The sequence below is a fragment of the Dactylosporangium siamense genome (genome assembly GCF_016862795.1).
GTDB lineage: Bacteria > Actinomycetota > Actinomycetes > Mycobacteriales > Micromonosporaceae > Dactylosporangium > Dactylosporangium siamense.
In genome coordinates this window covers 14,001-29,031 of the sequence record NZ_BONQ01000006.1, presented here as the reverse complement: position 1 = coordinate 29,031, position 15,031 = coordinate 14,001, and the positions used below count along the sequence as shown (strand labels likewise).

Here is a 15,031-nt window from a genome sequence, read left to right as displayed (position 1 = left end):
CTGCCCGTGTCGTCGTCGCCGTCCATGGCGCTGTGGTCGCTGGTGCCCGGGTCGTTGCCGGTGCCGCGGCCAGCTCGGTCGGGAGGGGTGGTGATGAGCCACACCAGACGGCGGGCGATCGGCCACAGCAGAGGGTGTTGCAGGAAGGTGCGGCGGAAGTCGGCGCCGGACCAGTGGCGCTGCATGACCATCGCGTGCTCCAGGCGGTGGACCTGCTCGGTGGCGACCTTGCGCACGACCTTCTTGGCGTCGGTGAAGCGGCGCTGGGCGGCTGGGGCGAGGCGGGGGTGGTCGGTGGCGGTCGGGTCGGGCAGGTCCTTGCGGTGGGTGCCGGACTCGTCGAGGACATACGGCTTGAGCTGGGCGTCGAAGCCGGCCACGAAGCGGCGTGGGCCGTAGTCGAGGGTGAAGGTCGCGTCGGGGGTCAGGTCGAGGTGCGGGACGAGCCGGTCGGCGAGCTGGTCCGGGGTCAGCTCGAGGGCCTCGGCGACCTCGCGGAGCTTCAGCTCGGCGCGGCTCTTCACGGCCTTGGCCTTCATCTTCGTGGCGATGTCCTGCAGCTGGGTCAGGGCGGCGTCGGTGCCGAGCTGGGCGAGGACGTCGAGACCGGTCGCGGCCCGCTTGTGGGCGCCCTGATAGGGCCAGTCGCGGACGGCGGCGCCGAGCCGGGTCGCGGTCTCGTCGTCGCCGAGCACGGCCTGCGCGTCCAGGGCCCAGCTGTCCGCGGGCGGGGCGTCGGCGCCCTCCCACCGCTGCAGCAGCGCCCAGGCGAACCGGGCCAGGTCGGACGGGTCGCAGGCGGCGTGGGCGATGGCGACGCCGGCATACGGGTCGCCGAGCTTCGACAGCATGAGCATGGTGATCAGGTGCTGGACGGCGTCGGCGGGCAGGGTGCCGGAGCCGTCGCGCAGGCGGATCGGGGGCAGGTCGGCCGGGTCGGCCCACCCCGGCTGGGCCGGGATGCGGGCTGGGAGCACGTCGAGCGGGTCGGTGTCGAGCAGGTCGCGGATCGCGGCGCCGGCCGCCGGGCCGTAGTCGTCGGCGGTGGCGAGGACCGTCTGGCGGTGCCCGGACGAGGCCAGCGCGAGCAGCGCCTGCCCGGCGTTGCGGCGGTCCGGGCCGGGCTTGCCAAGGGCGGCCGGGACCAGGGCCCGCGCGGCCGCGGCGGGGTGCCGGCGCAGCCAGTCGAGCGCGATCACCCGGGCCGCCTTGAGCCGGCCGTGCCAGTCGGCGGCGAGCAGCGCGATCTCCGGTGCGGTGAACGGCAGCAGGTGCGGCCCGCCGTCGATCGGGCTGCGCCGGGCGATCCGCAGGACCAGTGGCAGCGCCGCCACGCCGAACCGGGCGATGATCCGGGGCAGCCAGTAGTGCACGCCCCACAGGCGGGTCGGCTCCCACACCGGCAGCAGGGATCGCGCGAGGTCCTCCGGGCCGGACTCGAACAGGTCGGTGGCATACCAGGTCTCCAGCGTCCCGGCCCGCAGCTGCCCGGCGAGCTGCTCCGGATCCTCCCGGCTGCCCCAAGGGCCGAGCCGGGCGAGCAGCCGCTCCCGCACGCCGGGCGGCCAGCTCACCGTGGGCTCGTCGGTGCAGTGCAGGTCGGCGAGCACGACCGGCTTCGCCCGCTTGCGTCGCACGGTCCACGGCGGCGCCACGAGCACCGACGGCAGTGCCACTGCAGGCAGCGCTGCCGACGGCAACGCCACTGCAGGCGGAAGGACTGCCTGCGACGGCCACGGCGGGTCGGCGGGCGCGAGCGCCGGATGCCGGGACACGTGCCGTCGCAGCAGCTCGACCACCATCGGCCGGTCGGCCGCCGCGGTCATCAGCCGCATCGCCCGCTCCGGGAACCGCTCGGCCGCGGCCTCGACGGCGGCCTGGGCACCCCTGACCTTCAGACCGTCCAGCAGCTCCTGGAACGCCCGGTCGGTCGGGATGACCGCGAGCGTGGCCAGCATCGTGCGGTGCTGCGCGGCGTTGCCCAGGCCCGGCTCCCGCCAGCGGTCGTGGATGTCGAGGATGCCGTCGCCGAGGCCCTCCGCGAGGGTGTGGACCGTGGTCGGGTCGCCCAGCGACCACAACCCGCCGAACCCCGTGATCCACGGCCGGACGAGTGCCGCCTGCGCCGGGGTGTGCACCGCGGCCAGGAGTCGCGGGACGTCCAGGTTGTCCCTGCCCTGGCGGTCCAGCTCCGCGGCGTCGGCGTCGACCCACGCGGTCTGCGTCGGGTCGAGGAACGACGTCGCGATCCGCCGCCGCAGCGAACCGTCCCGGTATGGCGCGAGGGCCTCGAGAACAGCGGCGTGCACGTCGTCGGGGGCGGCGGCGACGGCCACCCGCACCCGGCCGAGCATCGGGTCGGTGCCGACCATCGGGCCCCGCTCGTGGATCTCGCTCCGGGCCCGCTGGACCGAGAGATGGCCCGGGCAATACCGCTCGCCGCACTCGCCGTCGGGGACCGGCTCGCCGCGCCGGACCGGGCAGTTGCGGCTGCTCAGCATCAGGTCGCTGACCTCGACGGCCGCGGCGGCGGCGAACGGGAGGCCGAGCCGGGCGATCCAGCCGTCCGCGACCGCCCGGTGGTCGAAGCGCGGCACCTGGGAGCCGCAGAGCAGGACGGTGGCGACCGCCGCCGCGCCGAGCGGCGTCGGCGCGGCCCCGTCGAGCACGGCGAGGCCGGCCTCGGCGACGGCTGGTTCGGTGCCCGGGTCCGCCAGCACGGCACGGGTGCCGGGCCAGTCGGGCACCTCGTCGGTCACCGGCACATAGGCAACCCGGATGCCGCCCCGGCGGGGGTGGATGCTGCGCCGCCACGACGCCGGCACGACCATCGGTGATGCTGTCACGGGCGTCACCCTAACCAGACCCACCGACATTTTCCGGTGTTACGAAGGCGCTACAAAAAGGACGAGACGCCGAAGGCGACGTCGAGGTGATACCGGCTGCCCGCGTACCGCGACTCGGTCAGCTCCAGCGGCACCTCCCCCTCGTCGAGGATGAGCCGCCGCTCGACCAGCAACGGCGCGCCCGCCGGGAGGGACAGCAACCGCGCGTCGGCACGGGTCGCCGCCGCGGCGGTCAGCGTCGCCGTGCCCCGGGTCGGCACCCGGCCGAGCGCCGTGACGGCGGCGTGCAGGGACCCGTTGACCAGATCGGCGTCCAGCAGGGCGGCCAGTGCGCCGGGGAACACCGCCCACTCGGCCGCGACCGGCACCCCGTCGGCGAGGCGTACCCGCGAGATCGCGACAACGGAAGCGCCGCTGCCCAGCCGCAGCCGGGCGGTCTCCGCCGCCGTGGCCGGCCGCACCGCCGCGTCCACGATCCGGGACGACGGGGTCCGGCCCTGCCGGCGCATCTCGTCGCTGAAGCGCACGAGGTTGTCGGCCCGGCGGGGCGCCGCCGGGACCGCGACGAACGTGCCGCGGCCCGGGGAGCGATACGCGAGCCCGGCGCTGACGAGGTTCGTGACCGCCGCCCGCGCGGTCATCCGGCTGACCCCGTGCTCGCGCGCGAGCTCCGGCTCCGACGGCAGGGGGTCGTGCGGCGCCGACCGCGCGACCAGGGCCCGCAGGGCCTGCTCGATGCGGTGGTAGTGGGGGGTGAAGTCGGTCACGGCTCGACCGTACCCAAGAAGCTGTATAGACAACTAGACTGGGGTGCATGGAGAGCGTTGCGAAGATGATCGACCACTCGCTGCTGCGGCCGGAGCTGACCCTCGACGAGGTGCGCGCCGGGTGCGAGCTCGCCGCGCGCTACGACGTGGCGTCGGTGTGTGTCCGCCCGGCCGACGTCACGGACGCGGTGGCGCTGCTCAAGGGGACCGGCGTGCTGGTCGGCACCGTAGTCGGGTTCCCGCACGGCGGCACCACCACCGACGGCAAGGTCGCCGAGACGCGGATCGCGGTCGCGCAGGGCGCCGCCGAGATCGACATGGTCCTCAACATCGGCTGGCTGCGGTCCGGACTCGAAGAAGGCGTCGAGGCCGACATCCGTGCCGTCGTCGAGGCCGCCGACAACGCGACCGTGAAGGTGATCCTGGAGAACGCGTACCTCACCGACCCGCAGAAGATCGCCGGCTGTGAGGCGGCCGAGCGGGCCGGCGCGCACTACGTGAAGACGTCCACGGGCTTCGCGCCCGGTGGCGCGACGATGGAGGACCTGGCGCTCATGCGCGCGGCCGTCTCGCCGCACGTCAAGATCAAGGCGGCCGGTGGGGTGCGGACCCTCGACATCCTGCTGGCGATGGCCGCCATCGGCGTCACCCGGTTCGGCGCCACCGCCACCGCCGCGATCCTGGATGATCAGGCCAGGCGCAGTCAGGCGAACACCGGCGGCTGACCGGTCGCCTCCAGCACCGACATCCACAGGTCACCGTCGGGGTCGACGAGGTTGCGGGAGCTGATGGCGAGGGCGATCGGCACGTGCACGAACCGTCCCCGCCACCGCCCGACCACCATCTCGGTGCGCCCCGCCATCGCGGCGTGCACCGCGGCGTGCGCGAGGCGGATGCAGTAGACGCTGTCGTAGGGATTGGCGGGCACGCTGCGGATCGTGTAGCTCGGGTCGATGTACTTGAGGTTCGCCTCGACCCCCGCGGCGGCGAAGTCCTCGGCGATGCGGTGCCGCAGGTAGCGCCCGAAGTCCTGCAACCGCACGTTGCCCGACGCGTCGAGCGAGGAGGCCGAGTCGAGAAGGAACTCCTGCCCCGCCCCCTCCGCCACGACGATCATCGCGTGCCCGCGCGAGACGACCCGGGCCCGCAGGTGCGCCAGGAAGCCGCCCGGCCCGTCCAGGGAGAACGGCACCTCCGGGATCAGCACGTAGTCGGCGTCGTTGTTGGCCAGCGCCGCGTAGCAGGCGATGAACCCGGAGTGCCGGCCCATCAGCTGCACCAGCCCGATCCCGTTCGGAAACGCGGTCGCCTCCACGTGCGCGGCGCGGATCGCCTCCGTGGCCTTGGCGAAGGCCGTCTGGAAGCCGAAGGAGCGTTCGATGTACGGGATGTCGTTGTCGATCGTCTTCGGCACCCCGACGACCGCGATGCGCCGCCCCCGCTCCGCGACGACCTCGGCGATCTTCAACGCGCCGCGCATCGAGCCGTCGCCGCCGATGACGAACAGGACGTTGACGGACAGCTGCTCGAGGCAGTCGACGATCTCGTCCGGGTCCTGGTTGCCGCGGGAGGTGCCCAGGATCGTGCCGCCGTACTCGTTGATGCCGGCGACCAGCGAGGCGTCGAGGTCGACGACGGAGCGCCCGTAGCGGGCGATCATGCCCTGGTATCCGTTGCGGAAGCCGAAGATGCGCCGCACCCCGTAGTGGTTGGTGAGCTCCAGGACCAGCGCCCGGATGACGTCGTTGAGGCCGGGGCACAGGCCGCCGCAGGTGACGATCCCGACCCGGGTCTTCGACGGGTCGAAGAAGATCTTGCGGCGGGGACCGCCGGGCTCGAAGCCGGGCAGCTCCTCGACGGGCACGCCGCGCGCCGCGACGAGCGAGACCGTGTCGTCGAGCAGGACCCGGTCGGACTCGTCGACGTAGTGCTTGGTCGTCGGCCCGGTGCGCAGCAGCGCCGCGAGGGGCGAGTCGATGCGGCACTCGCCGAGAGTCCTGACCTGTTCGTCCGCCATGGTCACCATGCTCGTGGATCAGCGTTTCGTACCGGTGAAATCGGTTGAGCGACGAAGCGCCGGCGTGGATGGTGGAACGATGCGAGTCACCTTCCACCGGCTGCCCGACCATCAGTGGGCCGACGTGCTGATCCAGCGCGACGACGGCGTGGTGTACCGGATGCACGCCGGTCCGGTGACCGCGCACGCCCCGCACGACCTCGTCCACTTCACCGTCGAGGACGCCCTCGGCATGCCCGACGGCATCTGGGGTTCGATCGCCGGTGGGGTCGTGTTCCGCAGCATGACGCACGTGTCGGGGCGCCGGCCACCGCACGCCGCGGAACGCTCGGCGGAGCTGATCCGCGCCAACCGCGACCGGCTGCAGCGCGCCGAGCTCATCGGCGGCTTCGTGGAGCGGGCCGCCGCGGTGCCGGACGCGGACCTGGACCGCCTCGCGGCCCAGCAGGGCGCCGACCCTCTCGACGGCGCGGACAAGGCGGCGGTCCGGCGGGCGGTCGACGCGCTCCGTGCGGCGCAGCGGACCTGGGCGGCGCTGGAGATCGGCGCCGAGCTGACGCTGACCTGGCCCCGGCACCGCCGCCTCGTCCCGTTGGAGCGCAGGGTGAAGCGCCGCCAGTCCACGCTGCGCCGTGCGTCTTAGGTGAACAGGTCCGGATAGCTGGAACCGTTGCACAGGCACAGCAGGAGCAGCGCGAGCAGGAACGAGATCGCCAGGGTCCACGCCGCCCGCCGGGCGACGCGGGTCTGCAGGTCCTCCGGGCCGGCCGTCTTGACCGGCCGGTGGTCTTCGACCGGTGTCCGGCTGCCGTTCAGCGGGTCGACCCACCGCGCAGCCTCGGCCGCGAAAACGTGCGAAAAGGATGCGTAGTCGGCGGGGATGCGCCCGGCGAGGCGGACCGGCAGGGCGTCGAAGTCACCGCCGTCGCCGACGACGATCACCGACCCGGGGACCTGCCGGCGGTCCAGGGCCTCCAAGAAGAGCATCGTGTGCCCGGTCGCGTCGGCGTCGGTGCCGGTGACCACGACGACGGGCGCGTGGACGGCGGTGGCGAGGTCGGCCACCGTCCAGCCGCCGTGCGGGACGGCGACCCAGGCGTCGACGAGCACCACGATCCGGTGATGCTTGGCGCTCAGGTCGGCGACGACCGCGGTGAGGGCGTCCAGGCCGGTCCCGGCGGGCAGCTCGACCAGCGCGGCGACGTGCGCGGCGACCAGCTCGGACGAGCAGCCGACGGTGACCGCCGCCGCGGTGCCGTCGGTCGTGGCGGCGAGGGCGGCCCCGGCGACCATCCAGTCGACGGTGGACGAGGTCGGGGTGACGACCCACGGGCCGCGAGTTGGCAGAGACATCGAAGCCGATCCTATGCCCGCACCGCCGCGGCCGGTGTCCCATGATCCGGAAGACCTTGGGCACCCGGGAGTGCACAAGGTCTTCCGGATCATGGGGAACGCGGCGGCATCACGGGGAGCGTGGCGGCGCGGTCGACGACCGCACCACCAGGTGCGTGGCCAGCTCGACGTGCAGCGCGTCGAGCTGGTGCCGCTCCAGCAGCCGCACCAGTAACGACACCGCCATGCGGCCCATCTCCGGCAACGGCTGGCGGACCGTGGTCAGGTTGGTGGCCTCGGCGAGGTCGATGTCGTCGAAACCGGTCACCGACAGGTCGTCCGGCACCCGCAGCCCGCGCTCCGCCGCCGCCTGCATCGCGCCGACCGCGGCCTTGTCGTTGAACGCGACCAGCGCCGTCGGTGGCTGCGGCAGGTCGAGCAGCGCGCCGGCAGCTCGCCGGCCCTGCGAGGTGGTGGGCTCGATGGCCCGCAGCAGCTCGACGGCCGGTAGCACGCCGACGTCCGCGAGGGCCGCGTTGTGCCCCGCGAGCCGGGCGTCGCTGGCCAGCCACTCGGTCGGTCCACCGATGACCCCGATGCGCCGGTGACCGAGGCCGACCAGGTGCGCGGTGACCTTCCGGGCGCCGGAGAAGTGCGCCGCGGACACCGACACGATGTCCGGCGGCAGGGTGGTGCGCGGGTCGACGACCACGAACGGGATCCGGCGCCGCTGCAGCTCGACCAGGTCCGCGCCCGGCTCGGGCGGCAGGATCACGATGATCCCGCCGATGCCGTCGTGGCGGTCCAGGTCACGCAGCAGGGGAGTGCGCTGGGCGGCCTCGCCGGCGGTGAGCACCAGCTGCCGGTTGTGCAGTTCGACGGTCTCCGCGATCGAGGACACGATCAGCCCGAAGTAGTCGGTCAGCACGTACGGGCAGCGCAGGTACACCCGGTCCCCGGCCGGTCGCGGGGCCTGGTCGGGCCGCTGCGAGCCGAGCCGCTCGGCCGCCTGGTGCACCAGGTCACGGGTGTGCGGGGCGACCGTGGAGTGCTCGTTGAGCGCGCGGGAGACGGTCGCGATCGACATGCCCGTCGCCGCCGCGATCTCCCTGACCGTCACCTTGCGCATGCGTTCCGGTCCCCGATTCATAGGTCTTCACTAAAGACTCTTGACAGTTAGACAAGTGAAGATGTTTCCTAGCCTCGGCGATGTTACACGGCGTTTCATTCGTTACATGCCCTGGAACGTCGACGAAAGGCAGCACGGACGGGTTCCGGGACGGCGCCGGTGGGGTGGTCGTCCGGGAATCGGTACGGGCGGGACGGCCGGTCGGGGCCGGTCGTCCCGCCCACAATTGCTTAGCCGCAGACCTTCGTCATGGCGTCGGTGGCCGTGGTGAGCGTGGCCTCGAGCTTGGTGAGGTCGGCGGTGGTCTTGAAGCCGGCCAGGTAGTCGTCCGAGCCGAGCGTGGTCAGCGCGGTGATCAGCGTGCCCAGCGCGGCCCGCAGCGCCGGGTCCGCGGCCTGCGACTGCAGCGGGCCGAACTGCTTGTTCCACGTGTCGATCTGGGCCCGGATCGCGGTCTTCGCGGTCGCCTCGGCGGCGGCGTTCTTCTGCTGGCGGGCCACGATGATGTACCCGACCTGCTTGCCGGCCTCCGTCATGTCGGCCTCGGTGATCACGGCCTCCGCCTTGGCGCAGATGTCCTTGGTGTTGGCCGCCACATCGACCGGCGGGGACGCCGGGGTGGCCGCCTTGGTGGTGCCGGTCGACGCGCCGGGCGACGCGGTGTCGTCGGTCGTGTCGCCGCAGGCGCCGGTGACGCCGACGATCGCTACGAGAACTGCCGCGGTCAGGAACCGTCGCATGATGAGGTTGCTCCTAGATCTGGGCGGGCGCGGCAACCTGCCGCGCGGACGCCGGATCGTAACGTGGGGCCCGCGACCGTGTCGATTTGAACGCGCCCGCCGGACCAGGCGAAACACGATAGGTTGCGGTCGTGTTGTTCATGGTGATCGAGCGGTTCAGGAACGGGCAGCCGCGTCCGGTGTACGACCGTGCCGCCGCCGACGGACGCCTGATGCCCGACGGGCTGCGATACGTCGACAGCTGGGTCGAGGCCAACTTCGCCCGCTGCTTCCAGCTCATGGAGTGCGACGACCTGACCCTGCTGATGACCTGGATCGCCAACTGGTCCGACCTCGTCGACTTCGACGTCGTGCCGGTCGTCACCAGCGCCCAGGCGGCCGCCGCCGTGCAGGCCGCCGGCTAGCTCCCGGTTCATCAGGGATGGCCGGCGCCGTGGGCCTCAGCGGCGGGTGGCGGCGGCCTGTGCGGTGAGGCCCGCGACCGTGAGGACCAGCAGCGCCGCCGCGACGGTCGCCGCCGGCACCGCGAGCGGCGGCAGACCGGTCCCCGTCAGGCCCGGCAGCGTGCCGCCGACCGCGAACCAGGCGGCCGTGGCCGCGAGGACCCCCGCCAGGCCGGCCGCCGCCACCAGCGCCAGGACCACGAACGGCTCCACCAGCCGGCCGGTCGAGCGCCGCAGGCCCTGCACCCGCAGCGCCCGCAGGTCCGCGGTGGTGGTGCCGATGGCGGCGATCGCCAGGCCGGCCGCGCCGAGCGCCACCGACAGCAGCCCGGCGACGAGGTAGAACCGCAGGCCGAGCGCGGTGCCGCCGGCGGCGATCACGGCCCGGGTGTCCGCGACGGTGCGCCGGCTGGTGACGGCGAGCCCCTGGGCCCGCAGCGCGTCGACGATCGTGGGCGGCGCGGACGCCGACAACCACACCTCGGCGCCGTCGGCGCGGCCGTTGTCGGCGGCGAAGAGGTCCGCGTATTCGAGGTCGACGAGCGAGCCGGTGCTACCGACGCGGGGCAGGCGCGCGGCGTCCAGCACGCTCACCGGGACGTCCTTGCCGCCGAAGGTCTTGAAGCCGTCCGGCAGCGCGATGGCGGTCGCGACCGGCAGCCGGTCGGGACCGCCCGCGGGCCGCAGCGCGCCGGCACCCGGCTGGGAGGTCATCGGCAGCGTGAACGTGACCCCGTCGGCGCCGGCCGCCGCCGTGGCACCCGGCGCGGTGCGCCACTCGGTCACCGGTGGCTTGTGCAGGGTGACGACGATCGTCGGTCCGACGTATGGCGGCAGCTGCACCGCGATCTCGACGAGCCGGCAGCCGCGCACGCACATCGGGGTTTCGCCGGTGTACGACTGCCGCCCGACCACCAGCATGCCGAGCTCGACGTTGGCGGTGGCCCCACCGTCCAACGGGGCGAGGGTGGCGGCGAGCGCGATGTCGGGGCGACCGAGCGTGGCGGCCGTGACGTCCAGGGTGATCCGTGCGCCGGTGTGCATGACCGGCTCGACCGGCGCCGGCGGGTGCAGCTCGGCGGCCAGCCGGGCGGCTGCCGGCGCCCCGGCCGGCCACAGCGCAACGGCCGGCAGGCGGGTCGCGTCGACCGCGAACGCGCTGGGGGTGTCGCCGTCGCCGAGGCGGACGGGCACGGCGGCCATCGCCGACCGCCCCTCGGGGTCGGCGGCGCGGACGGCCCGCAGCAGCTGGGTGCGGCTGGTCGCGTCGACGCCGAGCACGACCGGCGCGCCGGTCTCGAGGTCGGCCTGGTCGCGCTGCCGCTGGTCGACGGCGGACGTGGCGGCCGCGGCGAAGGCGAGCGAGCCGACGGCCAGGGTCAGCAGCGCCAGGAGCCGCGCGCCGACGGGCCGGCGCGCCAGCCGGAACGCGGCCAGGGCCCCGGCGAGCCGGAACCGGCCGACGGCGCGGCGGCGCAGCGCCCGGTCGGCGAACAGCCCGCTGAGCAGCGGTCCGATCCGCCCGGCGAGCACCGCGCAGGCGAGCATGACCAGCGCCGGGGCGAGCATGGCGACGCCGCCGGGCCGGCCGCGGATCTGCACGACGGCGACGACCGCGGCCACCACGAGCACGCCCTCCAGGGCGAACCCGCGCCAGCGGGCGGTGTGCCGGTCGACCTGCCGCAGCAGCGCCGACACGGGCGCGGAGACGGTGCGCAGCGCGACGGTGAGCGCGACGGCGAGGGCGCCGAGGACCGCGACCGCCGCGTACGGCCAGGCGCCGCGGGTCTGCCAGCCACCGGCGGCCGTGAACCCCAGCAGCGCGCCGGTGAGCACGGACAGCAGCGTCTCGCCGGTCGCCAGCCACCACCGGCCCGGGCGGGCGACGCCGCGCAGCGCGATGACGCCGTGCTCGAAGCGCCGGACCCGGATGACGATGGACACGGCGAGGGTGATCACGGCCCACGCGAGCAGCAGCACCGGCGCGACCGCGAACGGCACCGTGGCGCGCACCTCGGCACGGCGCTGGGCGATGCGGTCCAGCAGCGTGTCGAGGTCGGTGTTGAGCCGCGCCTCGTCGGTGCCGCGCTTGGACGCCTCGACGAGCCATTCCCGCAGCGCGGGAAGGGTGTCCACGGTGATGGCGCCCGGCAGCGGATACGCGTCGTAGGACTGCAGCTCGGCCGGCCGGGCAAACGTGTCCAGGGTGCGCCGGTCGACCTGGAACCCGTCGCGGGCGCCGCCGGCGCGACCCCAGTAGGGCTCCGCGGCGTCGCGGGGCTCCACGATGCCGACGACGGTGAGCGGGGTCGGGTCCCCGAACTTCTTGAACCGGTTGCTGGTGGTGTCGAAGCGGGAGCCGGCGAGCGAGACCGTGTCGCCGGGCCGCAGGCCGAGACGCTCGGCGGTGCGCCCGGTGAGGACCGCGTCGCCGGTGCCCATCAGGCACCGGCCGGCCACGACCCGGACGTGCCCGCAGACGTCCTCGCGGAAGATGATGGTGTTGAGCTGGGCGGCGGTCGCCAGCACGAGGTCGCCGGGCTGGGCGGCGAACTGGGCGGAGAACACGGTCGCGTAGCCGGGGGTGTCGAGCCAGCCGCCGGCGAGGCTCTGGAACGTGTTGGCCATGCTGCCGACGCTGGACGCCTGCACCTCGCCGTTGATGAGCACGGTGCGCTCGGCCGGGGTCGCGCCGGCGACCTCGGTGCGCACGATCCGGTCGTCGGCGCGGGCGAGGTACACGGGCGCGGCGAGCGCGCCGGCGGTGGCGAGCGCGGTCAGGAGCATCACGGCGGCGGCCCGGCCGCGCCGCGACCACAGCATCGCCAGGACCAGTCCGATCATCGCGACCTCCCGCCGCCGGAACGGGCGGAACGGGACCACAGGGCGGGCGGCAGCAGCACCGCGAGCACCACGAGGGCCGTGCCGAGGATCGCGAGCCACTGCACCGGTGCGACCGGCACGGGCCAGCGATCGGCGAACGGGCGGACCGGCGACGGCGCGAGCAGCCGCAGCAGGACTGCCGCGGCGAGACCGACGGGTACCGCGACCAGGACCGGCGCGGCCGCGGTCCACCGGCCCACGGTGCGCGCGGTCGACGCCGGCAGGCCCTGGCGGCGCAGGGCGGTGAGCTCGGCGCCGCGCTGCCGCCGGTCGACGGCGGCGACGACGGCGGCGGTGACCGCGGCGAGCAGCAGGGCGATCGCGCTGCCGATGAGCCCGGCGCGCAGGGTCACGGCCGGGGCCAGGCGCGCGGCGCGGGCAGTGGCCGCGTCGGCGCTGTCGCCGCCCGCGATGCCGATCCCGGCGGCGCGCAGCCGGTCGGGCAGGCCGGCGGGCGCGGACGGGCCGAGCCAGACCTCGAGGCGTTCGGCGGCGGCGCTCGGTGCCCCACCGGGCGGGCCGGCGACGTGGGCGGCATATTCGAGGTCGACGAGGACCCCTTCGGCGCCGCCGCGCGGCACGGACGCGACGAGGTGCGGCGACACCGGCACGTCGGCGCCGAAGACCCGCACGCGGGGCAGGTCGTTGTCGGAGGACAGGGTGAGGTCGCCGGCGATCACCGCGGGCAACGGGACCGGGGTGTCCACGACGTAGAGGCGGTTGTCGCGGGGGCGTTCGCTGGGCGGGTCGACGTCCTGCAGCCGGAGCCGGCCGTCGCGCTGGCCGGCCTGCACGGTGCTGACCGCCCGGGCGAGGGTGGTCCGCCAGCGGGCCGGGTCGGCGAACGTGGGCCCGTCGACCACCACCGTGCCGCCGGCGCGCAGCTCGAGCAGCTCGACGGGGCCGGAGTCGGTCTCGACGGAGACCAGCCGGCAGCCGGCCGCGCACTGCGGCACGGCGACCTCCGCAGTGGATTCGACCAGCGTGGGCGGCGGTGGGGGCGGGGCGTCCGCGTCCTCGACCGGCGGCGCCGGCGGGCTCGTCGGTGCGGGGGTGCGGAAGACGGCGGTGACCCGTTCGCCGGGGGCGGCCAGCTGGAGCGTCACCGTCGCGCCGACCGCGGCCAGGCGCAGCGTCAGCGCCGTCGCGGTGAACGTCAGCGGTGCCGGCGCATCGGCGCGCAGCGACGGCAGGTCGATGCCGGTGACCGCCCGCAGCCGGGTGCCGTCGACGGCGATGACCGGCGGGCCGGTGCCGGCGCCGATCGCGACGGCCATCGCGTCCCGCCCGCCGGGGTCGGCGGCGCGGACGGCGGCGAGGAACCGCTCGCGGTCCATCGGCGCGACCCGGAGCACGCGGTCGGCGCCGACCTCGACGGCGGCCCGGTCGGCGCGGGCGCCCGCGGCGCCGGCCCAGTCCTGCGCGGCGACGGCCAGGACGCAGGTGGCGGCCGCGATCACGGGCACGATCCGGTATGCGGTCCGGCGGCGGCCCACGGTCAGACCCGCGAGCGCCCCGCCGACGCGCCCGCCGGCGAGCGCGGTCCGGCCGGCGAGCCCGGCGGCTGCCAGGAGCGCGCGCGTTGCCAGTACACCTGCCGCCAATGCGATCAACAGCGCTGCGGCCTGGCCGAGGCCGAGCCCGGTGTCCCGGCGCACGTCGGCGGCCGGCTCCGAGGCGAGCTGGAACACGGCGGCGGCACCGAGCGCCAGGACGCACACCTCGAGGGTCGCGGCGACCAGCGGCCGGCGGGGCTGCACGACCCGCAGCAGCGCCGGCACGCTCGCCCGGGTCGCGGGCCACTCGGCGGCCACCACCACGACGACCGCGACCGCCAGGGCCTGCCACAGCACTGGCCGCACGGCGACCGCCCAGGCGGCGCCGACCAGCAGCGGCAGGAGGCTCTGCCCGGCGGTGCCGGCGAGGATCCGCCACGGGGGCAGCCCCCGGATCGCCATCCGGGCGGCGTCGGCGCGGCGCTCCTGCGCGGCGTAGGCCGCGGCGACGGCGATCGAGATGCCGCCGCACAGCAGCACCTGCAGCTCGATGAGCAGCAGGCCGCGCCGCACGCCCCGGCGGTCGGCCGCGACGGTCGTGGCGAGCGTGGCGGCGGCCGATGAGACCTCCAGCGACTTGGCGCGCAGCCGGTTGACGGTGTTGGAGATGCTGACCGGCCGGTCGAAGGCGGAGACGGGCAGCAGGGCGTCGTAGGTCGCGAGCGCGGCACCACCGGGTTTCGCCACGGTGCCGCGGGTGGTGTACGCGGCCGCGCCGTCCTGCCCCGACCAGTACCAGCCGAGCGGGTCGCTGGGGGCGAACAGCCCGACGAGGGTCAGCGGGACCACGGCGGTGCCGGAGCCGCCGTCCTGGCGCAGCGTGCCTCCGACGGCGAGGCCGAGCTGCCGGGCGACGTCGGGCGGCAGGACGATCTCGCCGTCCCGCTCCGGGCAGCGGCCCTGCAGCATCGTGGCGTTGCCGCAGAATCCGTCGACGGCGCGCAGCTCGATCGGCACGCGCAGCAGGTCACCGGCGCGCAGGACACCGGAATACCGCACCCCGAGCACGCTGCGCTCGGCGGGGACGTCGGCGATCAGCGCCTGGAACTTGGCGACGATGTCGTCCGGCTGGGTGCCCAGGGAGACGGGGGAGCGCACGGACAGGGTGCGCTCGACCGGGGTGGCGGCGGCGATCCTGGCGCTGGTGGCCTCGCGTTGCAGCCGACCGGACACGGCGCCGGCCGCGACGGCCGCGCCCATGGTGACGGCGGCGAGGACGAGCATCACGAGCGCCGCGGCGCGCCGGGCCCGGAGCGCGGCGACGATCAGGCCCAACACGCAAGTGACCTTACAGAAATCGGCCGCCGTTGGAAGGCCG

11 protein-coding genes are annotated in these 15,031 nt (G+C 74.9%); 3 read left to right on the top strand and 8 right to left on the bottom strand.

Annotated elements, in window-relative coordinates; all coding sequences use genetic code 11:
* Together Dsi01nite_RS01335 and Dsi01nite_RS01330 are read right to left on the bottom strand one after the other, a co-directional pair.
* On the bottom strand, positions 1-2,846 hold a 2,846-nt coding region (locus Dsi01nite_RS01335; RefSeq protein WP_203844117.1), incomplete at its 3' end, for a DUF4132 domain-containing protein.
* A 50-nt stretch (positions 2,847-2,896) separates the two neighbouring features.
* A complete protein-coding gene (locus Dsi01nite_RS01330; RefSeq protein WP_203844116.1) occupies positions 2,897-3,613 on the bottom strand; it encodes a GntR family transcriptional regulator in 717 nt (238 codons plus the stop codon).
* Positions 3,614-3,660: 47 nt separating this feature from the next.
* Here Dsi01nite_RS01330 and deoC point away from each other — a divergent pair, with 47 nt between their 5' ends.
* Positions 3,661-4,338 (top strand): deoxyribose-phosphate aldolase, encoded by a 678-nt coding sequence (gene deoC / locus Dsi01nite_RS01325; protein WP_203844115.1) that lies wholly within the window; start codon positions 3,661-3,663, stop codon positions 4,336-4,338.
* On the opposite strand, the gene Dsi01nite_RS01320 is transcribed toward deoC, so the two are convergent.
* A complete protein-coding gene (locus tag Dsi01nite_RS01320) occupies positions 4,317-5,630 on the bottom strand; it encodes an ATP-dependent 6-phosphofructokinase (RefSeq protein WP_239135602.1) in 1,314 nt (437 codons plus the stop codon). The genes deoC and Dsi01nite_RS01320 overlap by 22 nt on opposite strands.
* A 79-nt stretch (positions 5,631-5,709) precedes the next feature.
* Between Dsi01nite_RS01320 and Dsi01nite_RS01315 the strand changes: the two genes are divergently transcribed.
* A complete protein-coding gene (locus Dsi01nite_RS01315; RefSeq protein WP_203844113.1) occupies positions 5,710-6,273 on the top strand; it encodes a hypothetical protein in 564 nt (187 codons plus the stop codon).
* On the opposite strand, the gene Dsi01nite_RS01310 is transcribed toward Dsi01nite_RS01315, so the two are convergent.
* From Dsi01nite_RS01310 to Dsi01nite_RS01300, 3 genes are all read right to left on the bottom strand, one after another.
* Positions 6,270-6,983 carry a hypothetical protein gene (locus Dsi01nite_RS01310; RefSeq protein WP_203844112.1) on the bottom strand — a complete coding sequence of 238 codons (714 nt, stop codon included), beginning with the start codon at positions 6,981-6,983 and terminating at the stop codon, positions 6,270-6,272. The two genes, Dsi01nite_RS01315 and Dsi01nite_RS01310, sit on opposite strands and share 4 nt — an antisense overlap.
* Before the next feature lie 109 nt (positions 6,984-7,092).
* Positions 7,093-8,091: a LacI family DNA-binding transcriptional regulator gene (locus tag Dsi01nite_RS01305; protein ID WP_239135601.1), complete on the bottom strand. Its 999-nt coding sequence runs from the start codon at positions 8,089-8,091 to the stop codon at positions 7,093-7,095.
* A 230-nt stretch (positions 8,092-8,321) separates the two neighbouring features.
* Positions 8,322-8,831, bottom strand: a complete 510-nt coding sequence (locus tag Dsi01nite_RS01300) for a hypothetical protein (protein ID WP_203844110.1) — start codon at positions 8,829-8,831, stop codon at positions 8,322-8,324.
* 140 nt (positions 8,832-8,971) lie between these two features.
* Here Dsi01nite_RS01300 and Dsi01nite_RS01295 point away from each other — a divergent pair, with 140 nt between their 5' ends.
* A complete protein-coding gene (locus tag Dsi01nite_RS01295) occupies positions 8,972-9,235 on the top strand; it encodes a DUF3303 domain-containing protein (RefSeq protein WP_239135603.1) in 264 nt (87 codons plus the stop codon).
* A 36-nt stretch (positions 9,236-9,271) separates the two neighbouring features.
* On the opposite strand, the gene Dsi01nite_RS01290 is transcribed toward Dsi01nite_RS01295, so the two are convergent.
* Entirely contained in the window at positions 9,272-12,118 is a 2,847-nt protein-coding gene (locus tag Dsi01nite_RS01290) for a hypothetical protein (RefSeq protein ID WP_203844108.1), read from the bottom strand.
* Positions 12,115-14,991 carry a hypothetical protein gene (locus Dsi01nite_RS01285; RefSeq protein WP_203844107.1) on the bottom strand — a complete coding sequence of 959 codons (2,877 nt, stop codon included), beginning with the start codon at positions 14,989-14,991 and terminating at the stop codon, positions 12,115-12,117. The genes Dsi01nite_RS01290 and Dsi01nite_RS01285 overlap by 4 nt, the downstream gene beginning before the upstream one ends.
* Between the last annotated feature and the right edge of the window lie 40 nt (positions 14,992-15,031).

Bases quoted from the DNA above. Each gene is read 5' to 3' on its own strand.
- deoC (WP_203844115.1), top strand. From the start codon at position 3,661: ATGGAGAGCGTTGCGAAGATGATCGACCACTCGCTGCTGCGGCCGGAG.
- Dsi01nite_RS01320 (WP_239135602.1), bottom strand. From the start codon at position 5,630: ATGGCGGACGAACAGGTCAGGACTCTCGGCGAGTGCCGCATCGACTCG.
- Dsi01nite_RS01315 (WP_203844113.1), top strand. From the start codon at position 5,710: ATGCGAGTCACCTTCCACCGGCTGCCCGACCATCAGTGGGCCGACGTG.
- Dsi01nite_RS01310 (WP_203844112.1), bottom strand. From the start codon at position 6,983: ATGTCTCTGCCAACTCGCGGCCCGTGGGTCGTCACCCCGACCTCGTCC.
- Dsi01nite_RS01305 (WP_239135601.1), bottom strand. From the start codon at position 8,091: ATGCGCAAGGTGACGGTCAGGGAGATCGCGGCGGCGACGGGCATGTCG.
- Dsi01nite_RS01300 (WP_203844110.1), bottom strand. From the start codon at position 8,831: ATGCGACGGTTCCTGACCGCGGCAGTTCTCGTAGCGATCGTCGGCGTC.
- Dsi01nite_RS01295 (WP_239135603.1), top strand. From the start codon at position 8,972: ATGGTGATCGAGCGGTTCAGGAACGGGCAGCCGCGTCCGGTGTACGAC.
- Dsi01nite_RS01290 (WP_203844108.1), bottom strand. From the start codon at position 12,118: ATGATCGGACTGGTCCTGGCGATGCTGTGGTCGCGGCGCGGCCGGGCC.